Source organism: Streptomyces sp. CBMA29 (assembly GCF_014596445.1).
GTDB lineage: Bacteria > Actinomycetota > Actinomycetes > Streptomycetales > Streptomycetaceae > Actinacidiphila.
This window is the reverse complement of the sequence record NZ_MECL01000053.1, coordinates 1-17092: the sequence shown is the minus strand read 5'-3', so window position 1 is coordinate 17092 and position 17092 is coordinate 1. Positions and strand designations below refer to the sequence as shown.

Below are 17092 nucleotides of genomic sequence, written 5' to 3'. Positions count from 1 at the left end.
ACGGCCGCGCGCGGCGACCCGGCCCAACGGACGCGCTCCGGCTCCGCGAGCCCCGCGCGCCGGTAAGCCAGCCGCACCCCCGCCTCGGCCGCCGCGCGGTCCGCGGATCCGGTGGCCACGGCGGCCTGCCTCCACTGCTCGACGGTCGACATGCCGTCCCCTCCCATGAGTTCCGCTCCCTGCCTTCGACGAACTGTCCTGCCATGCCCGCGCGCCCGGCCCCCGGGCGCCACCGCGGGACGCTCAGTCGGCGACCACGCGGACCGAGCCCGGTACGTACTCCCGCTGCCGCACCACGCGGTACCAGCCCTTGGGCAGCGATATCGCCGCGTGCTCCTCGTGCACGACCCGCCCGCCGTCCGGAAGATGCAGCAGCATCGGCGCGAACGGGGCCGGCGGGCTGAACAGCCGTCCCGGTCCCATGACGGCGTGCGCGTGTCCCGTCACCTCGCCCAGCGCGAGCACGAGCCGGCCGCGCGCGTCCCGCGGCTCCTGCGGCGCGTCGTCCATGTGAGGCGGCAGCGCCGACTCCTCGGTCGGCGCGATGAGCACATCACCCTGCCGGTACATCGCTCTCCCTCCGCGCGGCGCTCCGTGCACCGCGTCGACACCGACCGTAGTCGCGGGGTCTGACAACGGCTCAGAGTCGGCCCGGCCGCAGCCGTTGTCAGTGCGGCTTGGTAGAACTTGCTCACACATCGGCCGGTGATCGCCGCGGCCGAATCCGTACGGCCGTCGAATGTCGAACGTCAGGAGCAGGCGGACATGACCATCGGGAAACACATGCGGGAGCTGCACGGCCTGCCCGCCTTCGACTTCCCCGGACCCGACGACAAGAGCACCGAACTGCCGGAAGCGGACGCCGCCGCCTGGCGGATCGGCGTCGACTCCTACGACAGCGAGGAGAAGTGGGAGGACGCCTTCGCCCGGTTCACGCAGGCCGTCGACATCACGCGGGTGCGCGCGCTGATCGTCGGCTCCTGGAGCGACGCCTACGAGAGCGGACCGGATCCGCTGATCGCGGCCATCCTGGCCGTGAAGGACCGACTGCCCGCGCTGCGGGCCCTGTTCCTCGGCGACATCGTGGGCGAGGAGTGCGAGATCTCCTGGATCAACCAGGGCGATGTCACCCCGCTGCTCGGCGGCTTCCCCGAACTGGAGTCGTTCGGGGTACGCGGCGGACAGGACCTGGCCTTCCCCGCGGTGACGCACGCCCGGCTGCGCTCGCTCACCGTCGAGACCGGCGGCATGCCCGTGCAGGCCGTCCGCGGCATCGCCGCCAGCGACCTGCCCGCGCTGGACCACCTCGACCTGTGGCTCGGCACGTCCGAGTACGGCGGGGACAGCGAGATCACCGACCTGGCGCCGTTCCTCACCGGCGCGCTGCTGCCGGGGCTCCGCTCGCTGGCCCTGCGCAACAGCGAGATGCAGGACGAGATCGCCGCGGCCCTCGCCTCCGCGCCCGTCGTGGCCCGGTTGGAGACGCTCGACCTGTCGATGGGTGTGCTGACCGACGAGGGCGCCACGGCGCTGCTCGCGGGCCAGCCCCTCACCCACCTCAAGACCCTTGACCTGCACCACAACTACCTCACCTCACCCGTCGCCCAGCGCCTGCGGGAAGCCCTCGAACCGTCGGGCGTCCACGTCGAACTGGACCGCGACGACGCCGACGAGGAGGTCGATGACGACGACGAGACCGTGTGGCGTTTCGTCGCCGTCGGCGAATAGCCGGTCGTTGAGTCGGTCTTTCAGCCGGGCGTCGAGTCGGGCGTCCAGCCCGGCGTCCGGTCGGGCGTCGACCGGCCGGTGAGCACCGCCGGGCGGCGGACCGTAGGCCGGTGACCGTCCGTCAGCGCCGGGTGCATGGGCGACCAGGGGAGAGGGGGAAGGTGACATGAGAGATGAACCGCGCTTCGCGGTCGTCGGCAACCCGGAGAACCGGCGGGTCGGTCTCTTCGCGCGCGCCGCGACCGAGGCCGGGCTGCCCGCGCCCCGCGTCGTGCCCTGGCGCGACGTCCTGCGCGACGGCGGCGCGGCCTTCGCCGCGGACGAGGTCGTACGGCTCGACTCACCCGGTGAGGACGCCGAAGTGGACCGCGCGCTGCGGGACATGGACGATCCCACCCGGGTGGAGGGCAGCGCCCGCTGGTACGCCCGCTTCACCGCCGCCGTCCGCACGCTGGACGGCGGCAGGCGGCTGGACGACCCGGACGAACTGGCGGTGCTGTTCGACAAGCGGCGCTGCCATCGGAGGCTGGCCGAGGCCAGGGTACCCGTGCCCGCCTCGCCCACCTCGGGTGCCGCCGCCCCCGCGGTGCGCGGCTGGGCCGACGTACGGGCGCTGATGCGCGAGCACGCCATGCCGCGCGCCTTCGTCAAACTCGCGCACGGATCGTCGGCCTCCGGGGTGCTCGCCGTGGAGACGGCGGGCGGCGGGCGCGTCCAGGCCACCACATCGGTCGAGTCGGCGGACGGACGGCTGCACAATTCGCTGCGGGTGCGCCGTATCACCCGCGAGGCCGAGATCGCCGCGCTGGTCGACGCGCTCGCACCGGACGGTCTGCACATCGAGCGCTGGCTGCCCAAGGCGTCGCTGCACGGGCGCGTCGCCGACCTGCGGATCGTGGTCGTCGACGGCCGCGCCACGCACGCCGTGGTGCGCACCAGCCGCTCGCCGCTCACCAACCTCCACCTGGGCGGCGCGCGCGGCGACCTCGGCGCCGCGATCGAGGCCGCGGGCGTCCGGTGGGAGCAGGCGCTGGAGATCTGCGAGCGGGCCGCCGCCTGCTTCCCCGGCACGCTGTGCGTCGGCGTCGACCTGCTCCCCGCGATCGGCTGGCGGCGCTTCGCGGTCGGCGAGGTCAACGCCTTCGGCGACCTGCTGCCGAGGCTCACCGGACTGCCGGGCAGCGGAGCGGAGGGCCTGGACACCTACGCCGCCCAGATCGCCGCCGTACGCGCCCGCGCCGCGTCGCCGACCGAAGTCCGACCACCGTACGAACCGGCCGCCCACGAACCGGCTGCGTACGAACCGGCCGCCGATGATTGCGCCGCGCCCGTACCGGCACCGCACGGGCAAGCCCCGCCCGTACCGGCGCCGCATGACGCGGCGCGGCACGTACCAGCAGGCCACGAACCGTCGCGCAGCCAAGCGCCGAGGACCCGACATGCGACCCTCTGACGCGTCCGCGTCCGCGTCCGCGTCCGCGCCCGCGCTCCCGGACGGCGGAGGCCCGGACATGAACGAGGTCGTGGGCCGCGACGACATCCTCCTGATCACCCTCGACACGCTCCGCCACGACGTCGCGGCCGAGTTGGCCGCGGCCGGACGCATCCCGCATCTGGCCGGCCATCTGCCGGGCGGACGCTGGGAGGAGCGGCACGCGCCCGGCAGCTTCACCTACGCCTCGCACCAGGCGATCTTCGCCGGATTCCTGCCGACCCCGGCGGCGCCCGGACCGCACCCCCGGCTGTTCGCCGCGCGCTTCGCCGGGAGCGAGACCACCGAGGCGGGCACCTACGTCTTCGACACGCCCGACCTGGTGTCCGGACTCGCGGCGGCCGGATACCGCACCGTCTGCATCGGCGGCGTCGGCTTCTTCAACAAGCGCGGCGCGCTGGGCGACGTCCTGCCGGGACTGTTCCAGGAGAGCCACTGGGAGCCGGAGTTCGGTGTCACCTCGCCCACCTCGTTCGAGGCGCAGGTCGAGCGCGCGGAGCGAGTCGTCGCCGAACTGCCCACCGACCAGCGGCTGTTCCTCTTCCTCAACGCGTCCGCTCTGCACCAGCCCAACTGGTTCCACACGCCGGGCGCCACCCGCGAGGCCGGAGACACCCGCGCCACGCACGCGGCGGCGCTGGAGTACATCGACCGGCACATCGGACGTCTCTTCCACGCCATGGCGGCCCGCCGCCGCTGCTTCGCCATCGTCTGCTCCGACCACGGCACCACCTACGGAGACGACGGCTACACAGGTCACCGCCTCGGCCACGAGGCGGTCTGGACGGTGCCCTACGCCCACTTCTTCCTGGAGCCGTCCTCATGAACGCGCCGATCTCCACGACCACGCCGACCACACCGACCACACCGATCTCCACGACCACGCCGACCGACCAGCCGTCCCCGAACCGGCCCGCACCCCCCACCGACAGTCCCTACCAGAGCTACGTCTACGCGTATCCGCACAAGACCGCCTACCGCCCGCTGCCCGACCGGCCCGCGCTGAGCGCACTGTGGCGGGCGGAGCCCAAGGACGCGCTCTCGCTCTATCTGCACATCCCGTTCTGCGAGGTCCGCTGCGGATTCTGCAACCTTTTCACCCGCATCGGCGCGCCCGGCGAGCTGACCACCCGCTATCTCGACGCGCTCGACCGGCAGGCCACCGCCGTCCGCGACGCGCTCGGCGACACCGAGCCGGTACGGTTCGCGACCGCGGCCTTCGGCGGCGGCACCCCCACCTTCCTGACGGCCGCCGAGCTGGAACGGCTCTGCGACATCGCCGAGCGCCGGATGGGCGCCGACCTGCGCGCGATCCCGCTCTCCGTCGAGGCATCGCCCGCGACCGCCACCGCCGACCGGCTCGCCGTCCTCGCCGACCGCGGCGCCACCCGGCTCAGCCTCGGCGTGCAGAGCTTCGTGGACGACGAGGCGAAGGCCGCCGTACGGCCCCAGCGCCGCGCCGACGTCGAAGCCGCGCTCGCCCGCGTCCGCGACGCCGGTATCCCGGTCCTCAACATCGACCTCATCTACGGCATCGACGGCCAGACCCCGGCCAGTTGGCGCACCTCGCTGGACGCCGCGCTGCGCTGGCGGCCGGAGGAGCTGTACCTCTACCCGCTGTACGTACGGCCGAAGACCGGCCTCGAAAGCCGCACCGCCGTCAGCGACCCGGCCTGGGACGAGCAGCGTCTGCGGCTGTACCGGCAGGGCCGCGACCACCTCCTGACGCACGGCTACGAGCAGGTCTCCATGCGGATGTTCCGCCGGGCCGACGCCGCCCCCCAGGGGCCGGACGACCACGCCTGTCAGACCGACGGCATGATCGGGCTCGGCTGCGGCGCCCGCTCCTACACCTCCACGCTGCACTACTCCTTCGACTACGCGGTCGACATGCGGGAGATCCGCGCGATCATCGACGAGTACACCACCACCGACGACTTCACCCGCGCCGCCCACGGCCGTCGGGTCGACGCCGACGAGGCCCGCCGCAGACACCTGCTCCAGTCGCTGCTGCAAGCCGACGGCATGCCCCTGGCCGACTACCGCGACCGCTTCGGCACCGACGCCCACGCCGACTTCGCCGCCGAGATCGACCGCTTCGCGGCCCGCGGCTGGCTCGACGACCAGACCCCCGCGACCGGCCGCATACGGCTGTCCCCCGAAGGACTCGCCCACTGCGACGCCCTCGGCCCCGAACTGTTCTCACCCCCGGTCCGGGCGGCGATGGCCGCGTACGAGCTGAAGTGAGGCCGCCGCCATGGATCTGACGCTGCTCTACCGCGGCCCGCTCGCCTCCTGCGACTACGACTGCCCGTACTGCCCCTTCGCCAAGCGCCGCGACAGCCCCGCGCAACTGCGCGCCGACCGCGCCGCGCTCGCCCGCTTCGCGCACTGGGCGCGAGAGCAGCGGGGCGACCGGCTGTCCGTGCTGTTCACCCCGTGGGGCGAGGGCCTGGTCCGCTCCTGGTACCGCGACACCCTGGCCGAGCTGTCGCACGAGCCGCACATCGACCGGGTCGCCATCCAGACGAATCTGAGCTGCCGCACTGACTGGCTCGCGGACGCCGACCCCGACACCCTCGCCCTGTGGTGCACCTATCACCCCGGCCAGACGCCGTACGACCGCTTCCTGCGCAAGACCCGCGAAGTGGCCGACCGCGGCGTCCGGTTCAGCGTCGGCGTCGTCGGCCTGCCGGAACACCTCGCGGACGCCGCCCGGCTGCGCGCCGCACTGCCCGGCCACGTCTACCTGTGGGTGAACGCCGCCGAAGGCCACACCTACACCGACGCGGAAGCCGACGCCTGGACGGCCCTCGACCCGCTGTTCCCCTACAGCCGCCACCCGCACCGCTCGGCAGGGCTGCCCTGCCGGACCGGTGAATCCGTGATCTCGGTGGACGGCGACGGTACGGTCCGCCGCTGCCACTTCGTCCGCGCCGAACTGGGCAATCTCTACGACGGCTCCTACCGGTCCGCCCTCGCCCCCCGCCCCTGCCCGCTGGCCGTCTGCGACTGCCACATCGGCTATGTCCACCTGGAGTCGCTGCCGCTCTACGACGTCTTCGCGGGCGGCGTCCTGGAGCGCGTACCGGCCACGTCCGTCGCTCCGGCGCGTGCCCGCCCGGCCTTCGTCGGCCTCCCGGTGCGCCGCTGAACCGACCCCCCTCTGGACACCCGTGCCGGGGCGCGGCGAGGATGGCCGTCCAAGATCCAGCAGCAGGAGGAAGCCCGATGACCGCTCACCCGCTGCCCGTCAGCAGCCCGGCCGCGCAAGGCGTCGACGCCCGCGGCGTCCAGGCGTTCCTCGACGCGATCGAGGCGGCGCCCGGTGTCGAACCGCACGGCCTGATGATCCTGCGGCACGGCAGCGTGGTCGCCTCCGGCTGGTGGGCGCCCTTCACCGCCGACCGGCCGCACCGGCTCTACTCGATCAGCAAGAGCTTCACCGGCTCGGCCGTCGGCTTCGCCATCGACGAGGGACTGCTGGACCTGGACGCCCGGGTCGTCTCCTACTTCCCCGAATTCGACGCCGACATCACCGACCCTGCGAGCCGCGCCATGAAGGTGCGGCACATCGCCTCCATGGCCAGCGGCCACCTCTCCGAGACCGTGGTCCAGGCGCTCGCGATCGACGCGGAAGAGCCCGTCCGCGGCTTCCTGCTGATCCCCCCGGACCGCGAGCCGGGCTCGGTCTTCGCGTACAACCAGCCCACCACGTACACCCTCGGCGCCATCATCCAGCGCGCCACCGGGCAGACGCTGACCGAATATCTGCGGCCCCGGCTGCTCGATCCGCTCGGCATCGGCGAGACGCTGTGGGAGCGCGACAGGGCGGGCCGCGAGCTGGGCTACAGCGGGCTGCACGCCGCCACCGACGCGGTCGCCCGGCTCGGCCAGCTCTACCTCGACAAAGGCGTGTGGGAGGGCGAGCAGCTCCTTCCGGCGGCCTGGGTCGCGCAGGCGACCCGCGCGCACGTCGACAACAGCGACGGTTCGCCGCAGGCGCGGCAGTCGGACTGGGCGCAGGGATACGGCTTCCAGTTCTGGATGTCGCGCCACGGCTACCGGGGTGACGGGGCGGTCGGGCAGTTCTGCGTCGTGCTGCCCGAGCAGGACGTGGTGATCGCGATCACGGCGAACACCGATCTCATGCAGTCCGTGATGGACATGATCTGGGAGCACCTGCTGCCCGCCTTCGGACCGGAGCCGGTGAGCGCCGCGGGAGAGGACGCGGCGCTGCGCGAGCGGCTGTCCCGGCTCGTCCTCCCGACGGTCGCGGGGACGGCGGCGCCCGCCGACACCGAGGCGTGGTCCGGGGTACGGTTCGCGCCGCGCGACGGCGAAGCGGAGGCCCAACAGAGCCTGACGGCGGTGGAGTTGACGGCCGACGGCGACGGCTGGATCCTCACGCTCGACCAGGCGAAGAACGAGGAAGAGCCGCCGTTCGCGCTGCGCTTCGGCGGGACTGGCGGGACCGGCTGGGCGGTCGCCGAACGGCCCGCCGTCCCCGTACCGACCGCGATCAGCGCGGGCTGGACCGACGCCGACACCTTCGTCGCCGAGGTCGGATTCCTGGAGACCCCGCACCACTTGACGCTCACGTGCTCGCTCACCGCCCGCGACTTCACGGCTGCCTGGCACGGCAAGCCGCTGCGTCCGGCGCCGCTCAGCTCGTTCGGCGCGCCCCGCTGACCGCGCCGCATCCGACCCGGCGGCGAGGCCGCCTCCTCACTCGCTGACGGCGGAGACCTTCGACAGCGGTGGGGCGGCGGGGACGGCGGGCGCGTCCGGGACGCCGCCGTCCCGCCGGTCCCACAACGCCAGCAGCGGCGTGGCCATCACGGTGGTCACCAGCGCGACCAGGACGAGCACGGTGAACATCGACCGCGTCACCACGCCTTCCGCCAGCCCGACGTTGATGGCGATGAGCTGCATCAGCCCACGCGCGTTCATCAGCGTGCCGACCCGCAGCGCCACAGGACCGCTCTGTCCGGCGAGCCTGGCGGCCAGCCAGCACGCGCCGAATTTCCCGACCACGGCCGCCAGCGTGCAGCCCGCGGCGAACAGCAGCAGCGTCGGGTCGGTCAGCAGACCGGTGTCGGTGTTGAGCCCGGAGTACGTGAAGAACAGCGGCAGCAGCAGGACACGGCTGACCGGCGCCGCGGCCTCCAGCGTACGGTCGATCCTCGGCGCCCTCGGATAGGCGACGCCCAGGCTGAAAGCGCCGAAGACCGCGTAGAGGCCGATCCGGTCGGTGTACCAGGCCGCCAGGCACAGCAACAGCAGCGTCACCAGCAGCAGTTGATCCGAAGGCAGCCGCTCGGCGATCCGGATCGCGGGACCGCGCAGGCGCACCAGCGCGATCAGCACCACCGAGAGACCGGCCGCGCCCGCCACCGCGAGAACGATGGGCCCTGAGGTGCCGCGCGACAGGCTGAGGACGCCTGCGAGCAGGACCCACGCGACGACATCGTCCAGCGCGCCGGCCGCGAGCGAGATGGTGCCGAACGCCGTGTCGGTCAGGCCGCGTTCGGTGATGATCCGGGCCAGCATGGGGAAGGCGGTGATCGACAGTGTGACGCCGACGAAGGGCGCGGCCACGTACATCGGCACACCGTCGGGAGCGGTGTGCACGGAGCCGCGCACGGCCCACACCAGCGCGGTGCCCAGCGCCAGCGGTACGACAATCCCGGCCGTCGAGATCAGCGCGGCGGGTCTGGCCACCGGTTTGATCCGGTCGACGCGGAATTCGTACCCCGCCTGGAACATGAAGAGCACCAGACCGAGCTGCCCGGCCACGTACAGCACGGGCCGCAGGTCGGCGGGGAAGACGGCGTGCTCCCACGAGGGGGCGACCAGGCCGAGCACGGAGGGGCCGAGGAGCACCCCTGCGATCATCTCGGCCACCACGGGCGGCTGGGCGAGCGGGCGCAGCGCCCAGGCGGCGATCCGGCAGGTGAGGAGGATGACGACGACGGCGAGCAGGAAGGCGGGGCCGAGCGCGGTCGCGGACATGGCGGGCTGCCCTTCGGCGGGTGCGGATTCATGGGGGGAGGCAGTGCCTGTGCTTGCTGGGGTCAGTGGGAGTGGGGACAGCGGTCCGCGGCCCCGTAGGACGCGTCGCCGTCCGCGGCGTGACCGCCCGGACGCGTCTCGGTCAGCGGGCGGCCCTGCGTGTCGTGCGCGGCGAACCACCGCTGCGTCGGCCGCTGGCGCCGCGCGTCCAGCACCATCCAGGTCCCGAAGCCCAGTTGGAGCAGACTGCGGCCGACGTCCTCCCAGCGGTCGCGGACCCGCAGGAACGCCCGGACGGCGGCGATCCGGTACCGCGGCAGCGGCCGGTCGCGGCGCACCAGCAGGCAGGGCGCGCGGTGTGGGATGGAGCGGGTGTGCGACACGGCGGTGTGCAGGGTGAAGCGGGCCAGCACCTCGCGGGTCGCGGCCCGCATGACCAGCGGGGCGAGCCGCCAAGCGGGACAGGGCCGGTTCGCGGCCACCCCGAAGGGGATGTGGTGCGCGTGCTTGGCGGACGTCCGATTCCACCGCTCCGGGTCGAACGTGTCCGGATCGGCGTAACCCGTCGCGTGGTAGGCGGGATAGTCGAAGCACAGCACCGTGCCCGCCGGATAGCGCGCGCCGCCGCCGAGGTCGATCTCCTCGGCCGTGACGCGGTGCGCGATGCCGAACAGCGGGTACAGGCGCAGCGTCTCGTCCATCACGTGGGACAGGTACCGGTCGTCCTCGGGATGGTCCGCCAGCCGCTGCTGGACGTCGGATTCCGCGGCGAGCGTCAGCAGCAGATGCGCCATGGCCTCCGACATCTGCACGACCGCGGTGTTGAAGAAGGTGCCCTGGAGGTAGTGCGCGCGGTCCCGCGGCGACGCCAACTCCGTAGGCAGCGTGTGCGGTACGTCCCCCGCGGCCAGCCTGCGCAGCAGATAGCGGGTCAGCCGCTCACGCCGCCGCATGTGCCGAAGGCGCGTGTTCTTCAGGGAGTTGATGACGTCCTCGGCGTTGGCCACGATCAGCCGGCGCGCGTGCGGCGGGCACGGTTCGCGGAAGACCAGGCCGTAGAAGAACTCCGCCCAGACCGGCATCATCAGATCCCGCAGGCGCACCAACGCGGCGTCGCCCGGCACGAGTTCGTCCAGCACCTGGGCCGTCCGCCGGGCCGCGGCCGCCGCGAGTTCGGCGCTGGTCCCGGCCAGGATCGCGGCGGTGGTCCGGGCGACGGCGTCGTAGCGGGGCCCCGGCTCCAGATGCTCCTGGTGGACCTCGGGGCCGGGGGAGAGCCAGTACCAGAACAGATCGGACAGTGCCGCGCCCTTGCTGCGACCGCTGGCGGCCGGATGCTCGTACAACTCGGTGAAGCGGTCCGCGGCCACCTCCGCGTTGGGAACGACCACGCCCTCCGGGCCGTTGATCCGGGCGAAGACCTCCACCCGCAGGGCGACGACGGCCCGCGGCAGCCAGTAGGGGACGGACAGCGCGAGCGCCGCCGCCCCGGCGCGCCTCAGCACGCCCTCGCCCCCCGTACCAGGACCTGGTCGCGTGCCGGGCCACGGCAGTCGGCGCTGCCGCAGAGCGTCAGCACATGTGCCGACTCGGCCCGCAACTCCTCCAGTACGGCGGTCACGCCCGCCTCGCCGTCCGCCGCGAGGCCCCACAGCACGGGCCTGCCGATGCCGACCGCCGCCGCGCCGAGCGCCAGCGCGACCACCACGTCGGAGCCGCCGCGCACCCCGCCGTCCAGCAGCACGGGGACCCGCCCGCCGACCGCGTCGACCACCGCGGGCAGCGCCTCGACGGTGGCCGGTGCCGCGTCGAGCTGACGGCCGCCATGGTTGGAGACGATCAGCGCCTGTACGCCCTCGTCGACCGCGCGCCGGGCGTCGGCGGGGTGCAGGACGCCCTTCAGTACGACCGGCAGGCCGGTGACGTCCCGCAGACGGCGCAGGTCGTCCCAGGACAGGGCCGGTGACATCGCGATGTCACGGGTGCGGCCGGGCGGCGCGCCGGGCAGATCCCGCATGTTCTCGGCTGCCAGTCCCGGCGGCAGATCGTGGAAGCCGTTGCGCTCGTCCCGGCCGCGGCGGCCGAAGACCGGCGAGTCCGCCGTGACCACCAGCGCCGTACAGCCCGCCTTCTCCGCGCGCCGGACGAGCGCGGTGGTGACCTCGGCCTCCGGCTGGAGGTAGAGCTGGAACCACACGACGGCGTCGGACCGCACCGACCGGGCGGCGGCGGTGACCTCGTCCACGGCCGTGGTGGCCGCCTGCGAGGTGATCAGTACGGTGTCGGCCACGGCGGTCGCGCGCGCCGTGGCGCGTTCGCCGTCCGGATGGGCCAGCCGGTGGAAGGCGGTGGGGGAGACCACCACCGGCATCGACGCCCGGCCGCCGGGCAGTGACACGGCGGTGTCTGGGCGGCCCTCGCCGGTCAGCACCCGGGGCAGCAACGCCAGCCGGGCGAAGGCGCGTTCGTTCTCGGCCAGCGCCGTCTCAGTGCCCGCGCCGCCCTCGTAGAAGTCCCAGTGGACCGGGTCGAGTCGGGCGCGGGCTCTGTCCCGCAGCGCCGACAGCACCCCGTTCACGACGGGTCGGCGGCGGGGACGGGGACGTCATCCGTGACGGGATGGTCCGTCAGAAAGCGCACGAGCGGGGCGCGGTGGACCTCCTCGCTGTCCCACTCGTTCTCCAGATTCTCCGTGATGTGGTGTTCCGCGACCGGCTTGCCGTTCTCGAACAGCCGCACCACCGGGTGGAGATAGCGGCCGTCGAGCCCGGCGGTCGCCTGCTGCGAGACCCGGCCCACGGAGATGTCGAACGGATTCACCTTGTCGTGATCGGCGCCGTATTCGAGGGTGACCGTCAGATAGCGGCCGACGTCTCCGAAGACGCCGTCGCCGACGGCCTGGTGGAGATGGTCGACCGGCAACTCCTCGTGATAGCCGACCGAATCGCCCGACGGTCCTCGGGAGGCGATGACCGCGTCGCCGAGGAAACCGAAGAGCTGCCACAGGGCGGAACTGCGGTTCACCCGCTCGATCACCGCCTCGGCGATGGCCCCGGGGAGTCCGGCGGGGCCGGCGGCCAGTTCCCGGCGCGGCCATGGCCGGTCGTGGTAACGCTGTTCCAGGATGCGGTGCAGCGCGCGGACGCCGTAGCGGAAGCCGTGAATGAAACCGCTGGTGGACTTCTTGAAATCCCGCACCTGGGTGATCGTGCCGGCGAAATACAGATCGGGTACGTTCGGGGATTCCCAGGCGTCCGTCTGCGCAGGGAATCTGTCCTTGATGGTCAGCTCCGGACGGCATTCCTCGGCGAAGACCGAGGCGTCGAAGCGGAAACCGGTGGCAAGAATGACCCGGTCGTAAGTGATCTCCTTGACCACCTCGTTCACCCGCGCGAATTTCACCGGCACGCGGTAGGGGCCGTCCTCGCCGTCCCTGGTGATGCGCATGATCTCCCCGTCGAGCAGGGCATTTTGCGACTTGAGCTGATACGTGTCCAGAAAATTGTTGTTCACCGCCCGCAGATGCCCCACGAAATGGGTCTGCCAGGCGAGCCGCAGTGAACCGGGACCCGCCACGTGGATGACCGAGGCCGTCTCGATGAGGTTGTCGGCGGTCTCGAAGGCCGAATTGCCCCGCCCGACGATCAGGACCCGCTGCCCGGTGAACCCGGCCGGGTCGACCGGCACCAGGTCGTAGCGCTCGGCCAGCTCCACGCCCTCGATGGGCGGGATGTAGGGGAGGGACACGCCGGTCGCCATGATCAGCCGCCGGGCCCTGCGGACGGTGCCGTCCTGGTCCACGGTCTCGAAGTCCCCGCGCGGGCCGCCGTCTTCCGCCGTTCGCCGGCTGATACGGGTGATCCGCGTGTCGTAGCGGATGCGCAGGCGGTGGGTGTCGGCGAAGTCGGCGAGATAGCCGACCATGTCGTCGGCGTCGGGGAAGTACCGGGGCGTGACCGCGGTGAACAGCGGCGAGCTCTCGTCGGACAGCAGCGAGTTCCAGTCGGTACGCAGATTCAGCTCGGGATCGTCCCAGCCGGTGTGCACCTTGTTGATGGATATGAGTTTCCTGTGTCTGGGAAACCTCGTGAAGAAGGCTCCGGGAGCCGCGCCCGCCTCGACGACCAGATAGTCGCGTCCCGCGCGTTCCAGGAAATATGCCGCCTGGATTCCCGCGGGTCCCGCACCGACGACGAGGTAATCGATCCGCTCTTCTCCGGACACTGGGCCTCCCGGCTCCTGAGATGGACGGAGTCACCGTAGTTGAGAGTTAAAGGAGGCATCTATAGGCAGAGATGTGATCCATATCACACCGCGGCCCCCGGCGTTCGGGCGGATAATTTCGGCTTCGGCGCAAGTGCCCGACGTGTGCCGTGCGAGCCGTGCGCGCAGATGCCCGCCGAGGTTTCCCGCCCGGCATTGCTGTTGTCCGCGGCCGAAATGCGACCCCCGTGACCGCCCCACCGGATCGGAGAGCGCCGTGAACAATCCGGCCGAATCGGTATTTCCCCAGCCACTCGTGGACGCTTTCCTGCGCGATCCGGGCACCCCGGCCTTCGAATTCCGGTCACATCCCGTCAGCCGCGGCGAGGTGCTCGACCGTGTGCGGCGCTGCGTCGCGGGACTGCGGGCGGCCGGACTCGGACCCGGCGGGGGAGTGGCCGTCACGACCGCCGTCACCCCGCAGGGCTTCGCCGCCCAGATCGCCGCCCACCTGCTGGGATGCCGCGTCACAGGGCTGCGCCCCGGACTGACGCCGAGCCAGCTCGCCCATGTGCTGTCCACGGGAGTCGACGCGGTCGTCGCCGACGACTCGACCACGACCCCCGCGCTCCTGGCGGCGGCGGGCACCCGCCCCGTACTCGACGTGGACCGCGACCTGTCGGCCGCACCGGCCGACACATCGCCCGACGCCCTGACCGCGCACGGCCGCCCCGACGACATCGGCCTCATAACCCTGACCAGCGGCAGCACCGGCCATCCCAAGGGCTGCGCCCAGACCTACCGCGCGCTCAGCGAACACTGGTCGTGGCAGCCCGCGCGGTGGAGCGCGACCACGGCCCGACTCGCCGCCGGGTACCGGCGCTACCTCGTCTTCGGCACCCTCACCAGCGCCGTCATGCTCGAACACCTCTCCCTGTGCCTGCTCGACGGCGGCACCGCCGTGATCCCCGAACCCCCGCTCACCTTCCCGGAGATCTGGCGGCGCCACCGCATCACCGCCTGCCTGTGCACCGTCCCCCGGCTCTACCAGATCCTCGACACCCTGCGCACCGAGGACATCGACACCAGCAGCCTGCGCGTCCTGCTCGTCGCGGGCTCACCGCTGCCGCCGCACCGGCTCGCCGAGGCCGCCGACCGGCTCGGCCCCGCCGTCCACCAGGGATACGGGCAGACCGAGACGGGCATGCTGGCGCTCCTCACCCCCGAGGACCTGGCCAAGCGGCCGGAGCAGGTGATGGACTCGGTCGGCCGGCCGATGCCCGGCGTCGACGTCAGCGTGCGCGATCCCCGGGGGCGCACGGTGCGGCCGGGCACACCCGGCGAGATCTGGGTCCGCAGCGCGGGCGCCATGTCGCGCTACTGGCAGGACGAGGAAGAGACCCGTGAGGTGGTGCGCGAGGGCTGGATCCGCACCCGCGACCTCGGCACCCTCGCGGACGACGGTTACCTGCGCCTGGTCGGCCGCGCCCGCGACGTCATCTTCGTCAACGCGATCCTGCACTACGCGGGAGCGATCGAGTCCGCGCTCGCCGCCCACCCGGACGTCGACCAGGCATATGTGGTCGGGGCTCCCGACGAGACGACCGGTGAGGCCGCCCACGCCTTCGTCGTACCCGTCGCGGGGCGCACGCCGACCGCCGACGCCCTGCGCGCCGCCGTACGCGCCGAGTTGGGCGAGGCGGCCGTGCCCGCCACCGTCACCGTGCTGGACGCGATGCCGGTCGCACCCAGCGGCAAGCCCGACAAGCGGGCCCTGCTGGCACTGCTCCCCGGTGCGTACGGCGTCTCGGGTCCGCCCGGCGCCCCGGTGACGACGACCGGCTGAGCGGGCTCGCACCCGCCCAGCCGACAGTCCGCCCAGTCGCCGGCCACCCCGGCCGCCCCTTCGGCTCGCCGCTCAGTCGGTGCGCGGACGCATCAGTACGGTCATCGACCGCGCGTGCACCGGCACCACCGCGTCCGCCGGGACGCGCGGTCCGTCCGGGCCGCCCGTGTCGGACTCGACGGCTGTGTCCACGACGATCTGCCAGCCGTCGCCGAAGGCACTGGCCGGGACGGTGAAGTCGACCTGTTCGTAGTGGCTGTTGACCAGGACGAGGAAGGAGTCGTCGGTGACGCGCTCGCCGTGCGGGCCGGGCTCGGGGATGCCGTCGCCGTTGAGGAAGGCGCCCACCGCGTGCGCGTCCTCACGCAGCCAGTTGGCCTCCTCCATCTCGCGGCCGTCCGGCCGGAACCAGACCAGATCCGGCGTGCCCTTGCCGTCGCCGCCGCGGAAGAAGCGCCGCCGGCGCAGCACCGGATGCCGAGCGCGCAGGGCGATGACGCGCTGGGTGAACGCCAGCAGGTTGCGCCGGGGCTCGTCCAGGTCCCAGTCCACCCAGGCGATCTCGTTGTCCTGGCAGTAGACGTTGTTGTTGCCGAGCTGGGTGCGTCCCGACTCGTCGCCGTGGGCGAGCATCGGCACGCCCTGGGACACGAAGAGCGTGGCGAGGAGATTGCGCTGCTGCCGGGCCCGCAGGGCCAGGATCTCCTTGTCCTGCGTCCGGCCCTCGGCGCCGCAGTTCCAGGAACGGTTGTCGTTGTCCCCGTCGTTGCCGTTCTCGCCGTTGGCCTCATTGTGCTTGCCGTTGTACGAGACCAGGTCGCGGAGGGTGAAACCGTCGTGGGCGGTGACGAAGTTGACGCTGGCGCGCGGGCGACGACGGCTGCCCTCGTACAGGTCGGAGGAGCCGGTCAGCCGGGACGCGAACTCCGGCAGGGTGGAAGGGGAGCCGCGCCAGAAGTCCCTTACCGAGTCGCGGTATTTGCCGTTCCACTCGCTCCACAGGGCGGGGAAGTTGCCCACCTGGTACCCGCCGTCGCCGACGTCCCAGGGCTCGGCGATGAGCTTCACGCGGCTGATCACCGGGTCCTGCTGCACCAGGTCGAAGAAGGCGGACAGCCGGTCCACCTCGTGGAACTGCCGGGCCAGCGCGGACGCCAGGTCGAACCGGAAACCGTCGACGTGCATCTCGGTCACCCAGTAACGCAGCGAGTCCATGATGAGTTGCAGCACATTGGGGTGCCGCATCAGCAGGCTGTTGCCGGTGCCCGTCGTGTCGAAGCAGTGCCGCGGGTCGTCGTCCACCAGCCGGTAGTACGAGGCGTTGTCGATACCGCGGAAGGAGAGCGTCGGGCCGAGTTCGCTGCCCTCGGCGGTGTGGTTGTACACCACGTCGAGGATCACCTCGATGCCCGCCTGGTGCAGTGCCTTGACCATCTCCTTGAATTCTGTGACCTGTTGACCGCGTGTGCCGCTGGAGGAGTAGGCGTTGTGCGGCGCGAAGAAACCGATGGTGTTGTAGCCCCAGTAGTTCGACAGGCCACGGTCGCGCAAGTGGCCGTCCTGCACGAATTGGTGCACCGGCATCAATTCGACGGCGGTGACGCCCAGTTCGGTCAGATGCTGCACGATCGCCGGATGCGCCATTCCCGCGTACGTGCCGCGCAGCTTCTCCGGCAGCGCCGGGTGACGTACCGTCAGGCCCTTGACGTGCGCCTCGTACAGCACCGACTCGTGGTACGGCCGCTTCGGCAGACGGTCCTCGCCCCAGTCGAACGCCGGGTCGGCGACCACCGAGAGCATGGTGTGGC

At 72.2% G+C, this 17092-nt stretch carries 13 protein-coding genes; 7 read left to right on the top strand and 6 right to left on the bottom strand.

Features of this window, described 5'->3' with window-relative positions; translation table 11 throughout:
• Window positions 1-243: 243 nt before the first annotated feature.
• Complete coding sequence (locus tag BGM09_RS07725) at window positions 244-570, bottom strand: hypothetical protein (protein WP_188280697.1); 327 nt, start codon at window positions 568-570, stop codon at window positions 244-246.
• 195 nt (window positions 571-765) lie between these two features.
• Here BGM09_RS07725 and BGM09_RS07720 point away from each other — a divergent pair, with 195 nt between their 5' ends.
• The 6 genes from BGM09_RS07720 to BGM09_RS07695 all read left to right on the top strand — a co-directional run bounded on the left by BGM09_RS07720 (window position 766) and on the right by BGM09_RS07695 (window position 7912).
• Window positions 766-1728, top strand: a complete 963-nt coding sequence (locus BGM09_RS07720; RefSeq protein ID WP_188280696.1) for an STM4015 family protein — start codon at window positions 766-768, stop codon at window positions 1726-1728.
• Window positions 1729-1894: 166 nt separating this feature from the next.
• Entirely contained in the window at window positions 1895-3181 is a 1287-nt protein-coding gene (locus BGM09_RS07715) for an STM4014 family protein (protein ID WP_223186476.1), read from the top strand.
• 58 nt (window positions 3182-3239) lie between these two features.
• Window positions 3240-4046 carry an STM4013/SEN3800 family hydrolase gene (locus BGM09_RS07710; RefSeq protein ID WP_188280698.1) on the top strand — a complete coding sequence of 269 codons (807 nt, stop codon included), beginning with the start codon at window positions 3240-3242 and terminating at the stop codon, window positions 4044-4046.
• Window positions 4043-5467, top strand: coding sequence for an STM4012 family radical SAM protein (locus tag BGM09_RS07705; protein ID WP_188280695.1), 1425 nt, complete (start codon window positions 4043-4045; stop codon window positions 5465-5467). Before BGM09_RS07710 ends, BGM09_RS07705 begins: the two co-directional genes overlap by 4 nt.
• 10 nt (window positions 5468-5477) lie before the next feature.
• Window positions 5478-6374, top strand: coding sequence for an STM4011 family radical SAM protein (locus BGM09_RS07700; RefSeq protein ID WP_188280694.1), 897 nt, complete (start codon window positions 5478-5480; stop codon window positions 6372-6374).
• Between the two features lie 77 nt (window positions 6375-6451).
• Window positions 6452-7912, top strand: a complete 1461-nt coding sequence (locus BGM09_RS07695; RefSeq protein ID WP_188280693.1) for a serine hydrolase domain-containing protein — start codon at window positions 6452-6454, stop codon at window positions 7910-7912.
• A gap of 36 nt (window positions 7913-7948) precedes the next feature.
• Here BGM09_RS07695 and BGM09_RS07690 read toward each other — a convergent pair whose 3' ends face one another.
• The 4 genes from BGM09_RS07690 to BGM09_RS07675 all read right to left on the bottom strand — a co-directional run bounded on the left by BGM09_RS07690 (window position 7949) and on the right by BGM09_RS07675 (window position 13459).
• Window positions 7949-9235 (bottom strand): cation:proton antiporter, encoded by a 1287-nt coding sequence (locus tag BGM09_RS07690; protein ID WP_188280692.1) that lies wholly within the window; start codon window positions 9233-9235, stop codon window positions 7949-7951.
• A 62-nt stretch (window positions 9236-9297) separates the two neighbouring features.
• The gene (locus BGM09_RS07685) at window positions 9298-10740 is read right to left on the bottom strand and encodes a cytochrome P450 (protein WP_188280691.1); all 1443 of its coding nucleotides are present in this window, start codon (window positions 10738-10740) and stop codon (window positions 9298-9300) included.
• Window positions 10734-11813, bottom strand: coding sequence for an alpha-hydroxy acid oxidase (locus tag BGM09_RS07680; RefSeq protein ID WP_188280690.1), 1080 nt, complete (start codon window positions 11811-11813; stop codon window positions 10734-10736). Before BGM09_RS07680 ends, BGM09_RS07685 begins: the two co-directional genes overlap by 7 nt.
• Window positions 11810-13459: an NAD(P)-binding domain-containing protein gene (locus tag BGM09_RS07675; RefSeq protein ID WP_188280689.1), complete on the bottom strand. Its 1650-nt coding sequence runs from the start codon at window positions 13457-13459 to the stop codon at window positions 11810-11812. Before BGM09_RS07675 ends, BGM09_RS07680 begins: the two co-directional genes overlap by 4 nt.
• A gap of 295 nt (window positions 13460-13754) precedes the next feature.
• Here BGM09_RS07675 and BGM09_RS07670 point away from each other — a divergent pair, with 295 nt between their 5' ends.
• On the top strand, window positions 13755-15284 hold the full coding sequence (locus BGM09_RS07670) for a fatty acid--CoA ligase family protein (protein ID WP_317452584.1): 1530 nt from the start codon (window positions 13755-13757) through the stop codon (window positions 15282-15284).
• A gap of 72 nt (window positions 15285-15356) precedes the next feature.
• On the opposite strand, the gene glgX is transcribed toward BGM09_RS07670, so the two are convergent.
• Window positions 15357-17092: glycogen debranching protein GlgX (gene glgX, locus BGM09_RS07665; RefSeq protein WP_188280687.1), on the bottom strand; the 1736-nt coding region annotated here is incomplete at its 5' end.

Coding starts and splice junctions, on each gene's coding strand:
- BGM09_RS07720 (WP_188280696.1), top strand. CDS start 766: ATGACCATCGGGAAACACATGCGGGAGCTGCACGGCCTGCCCGCCTTC.
- BGM09_RS07690 (WP_188280692.1), bottom strand. CDS start 9,235: ATGTCCGCGACCGCGCTCGGCCCCGCCTTCCTGCTCGCCGTCGTCGTC.
- BGM09_RS07715 (WP_223186476.1), top strand. CDS start 1,895: ATGAGAGATGAACCGCGCTTCGCGGTCGTCGGCAACCCGGAGAACCGG.
- BGM09_RS07695 (WP_188280693.1), top strand. CDS start 6,452: ATGACCGCTCACCCGCTGCCCGTCAGCAGCCCGGCCGCGCAAGGCGTC.
- BGM09_RS07725 (WP_188280697.1), bottom strand. CDS start 570: ATGTACCGGCAGGGTGATGTGCTCATCGCGCCGACCGAGGAGTCGGCG.
- BGM09_RS07705 (WP_188280695.1), top strand. CDS start 4,043: ATGAACGCGCCGATCTCCACGACCACGCCGACCACACCGACCACACCG.
- BGM09_RS07700 (WP_188280694.1), top strand. CDS start 5,478: ATGGATCTGACGCTGCTCTACCGCGGCCCGCTCGCCTCCTGCGACTAC.
- BGM09_RS07710 (WP_188280698.1), top strand. CDS start 3,240: ATGAACGAGGTCGTGGGCCGCGACGACATCCTCCTGATCACCCTCGAC.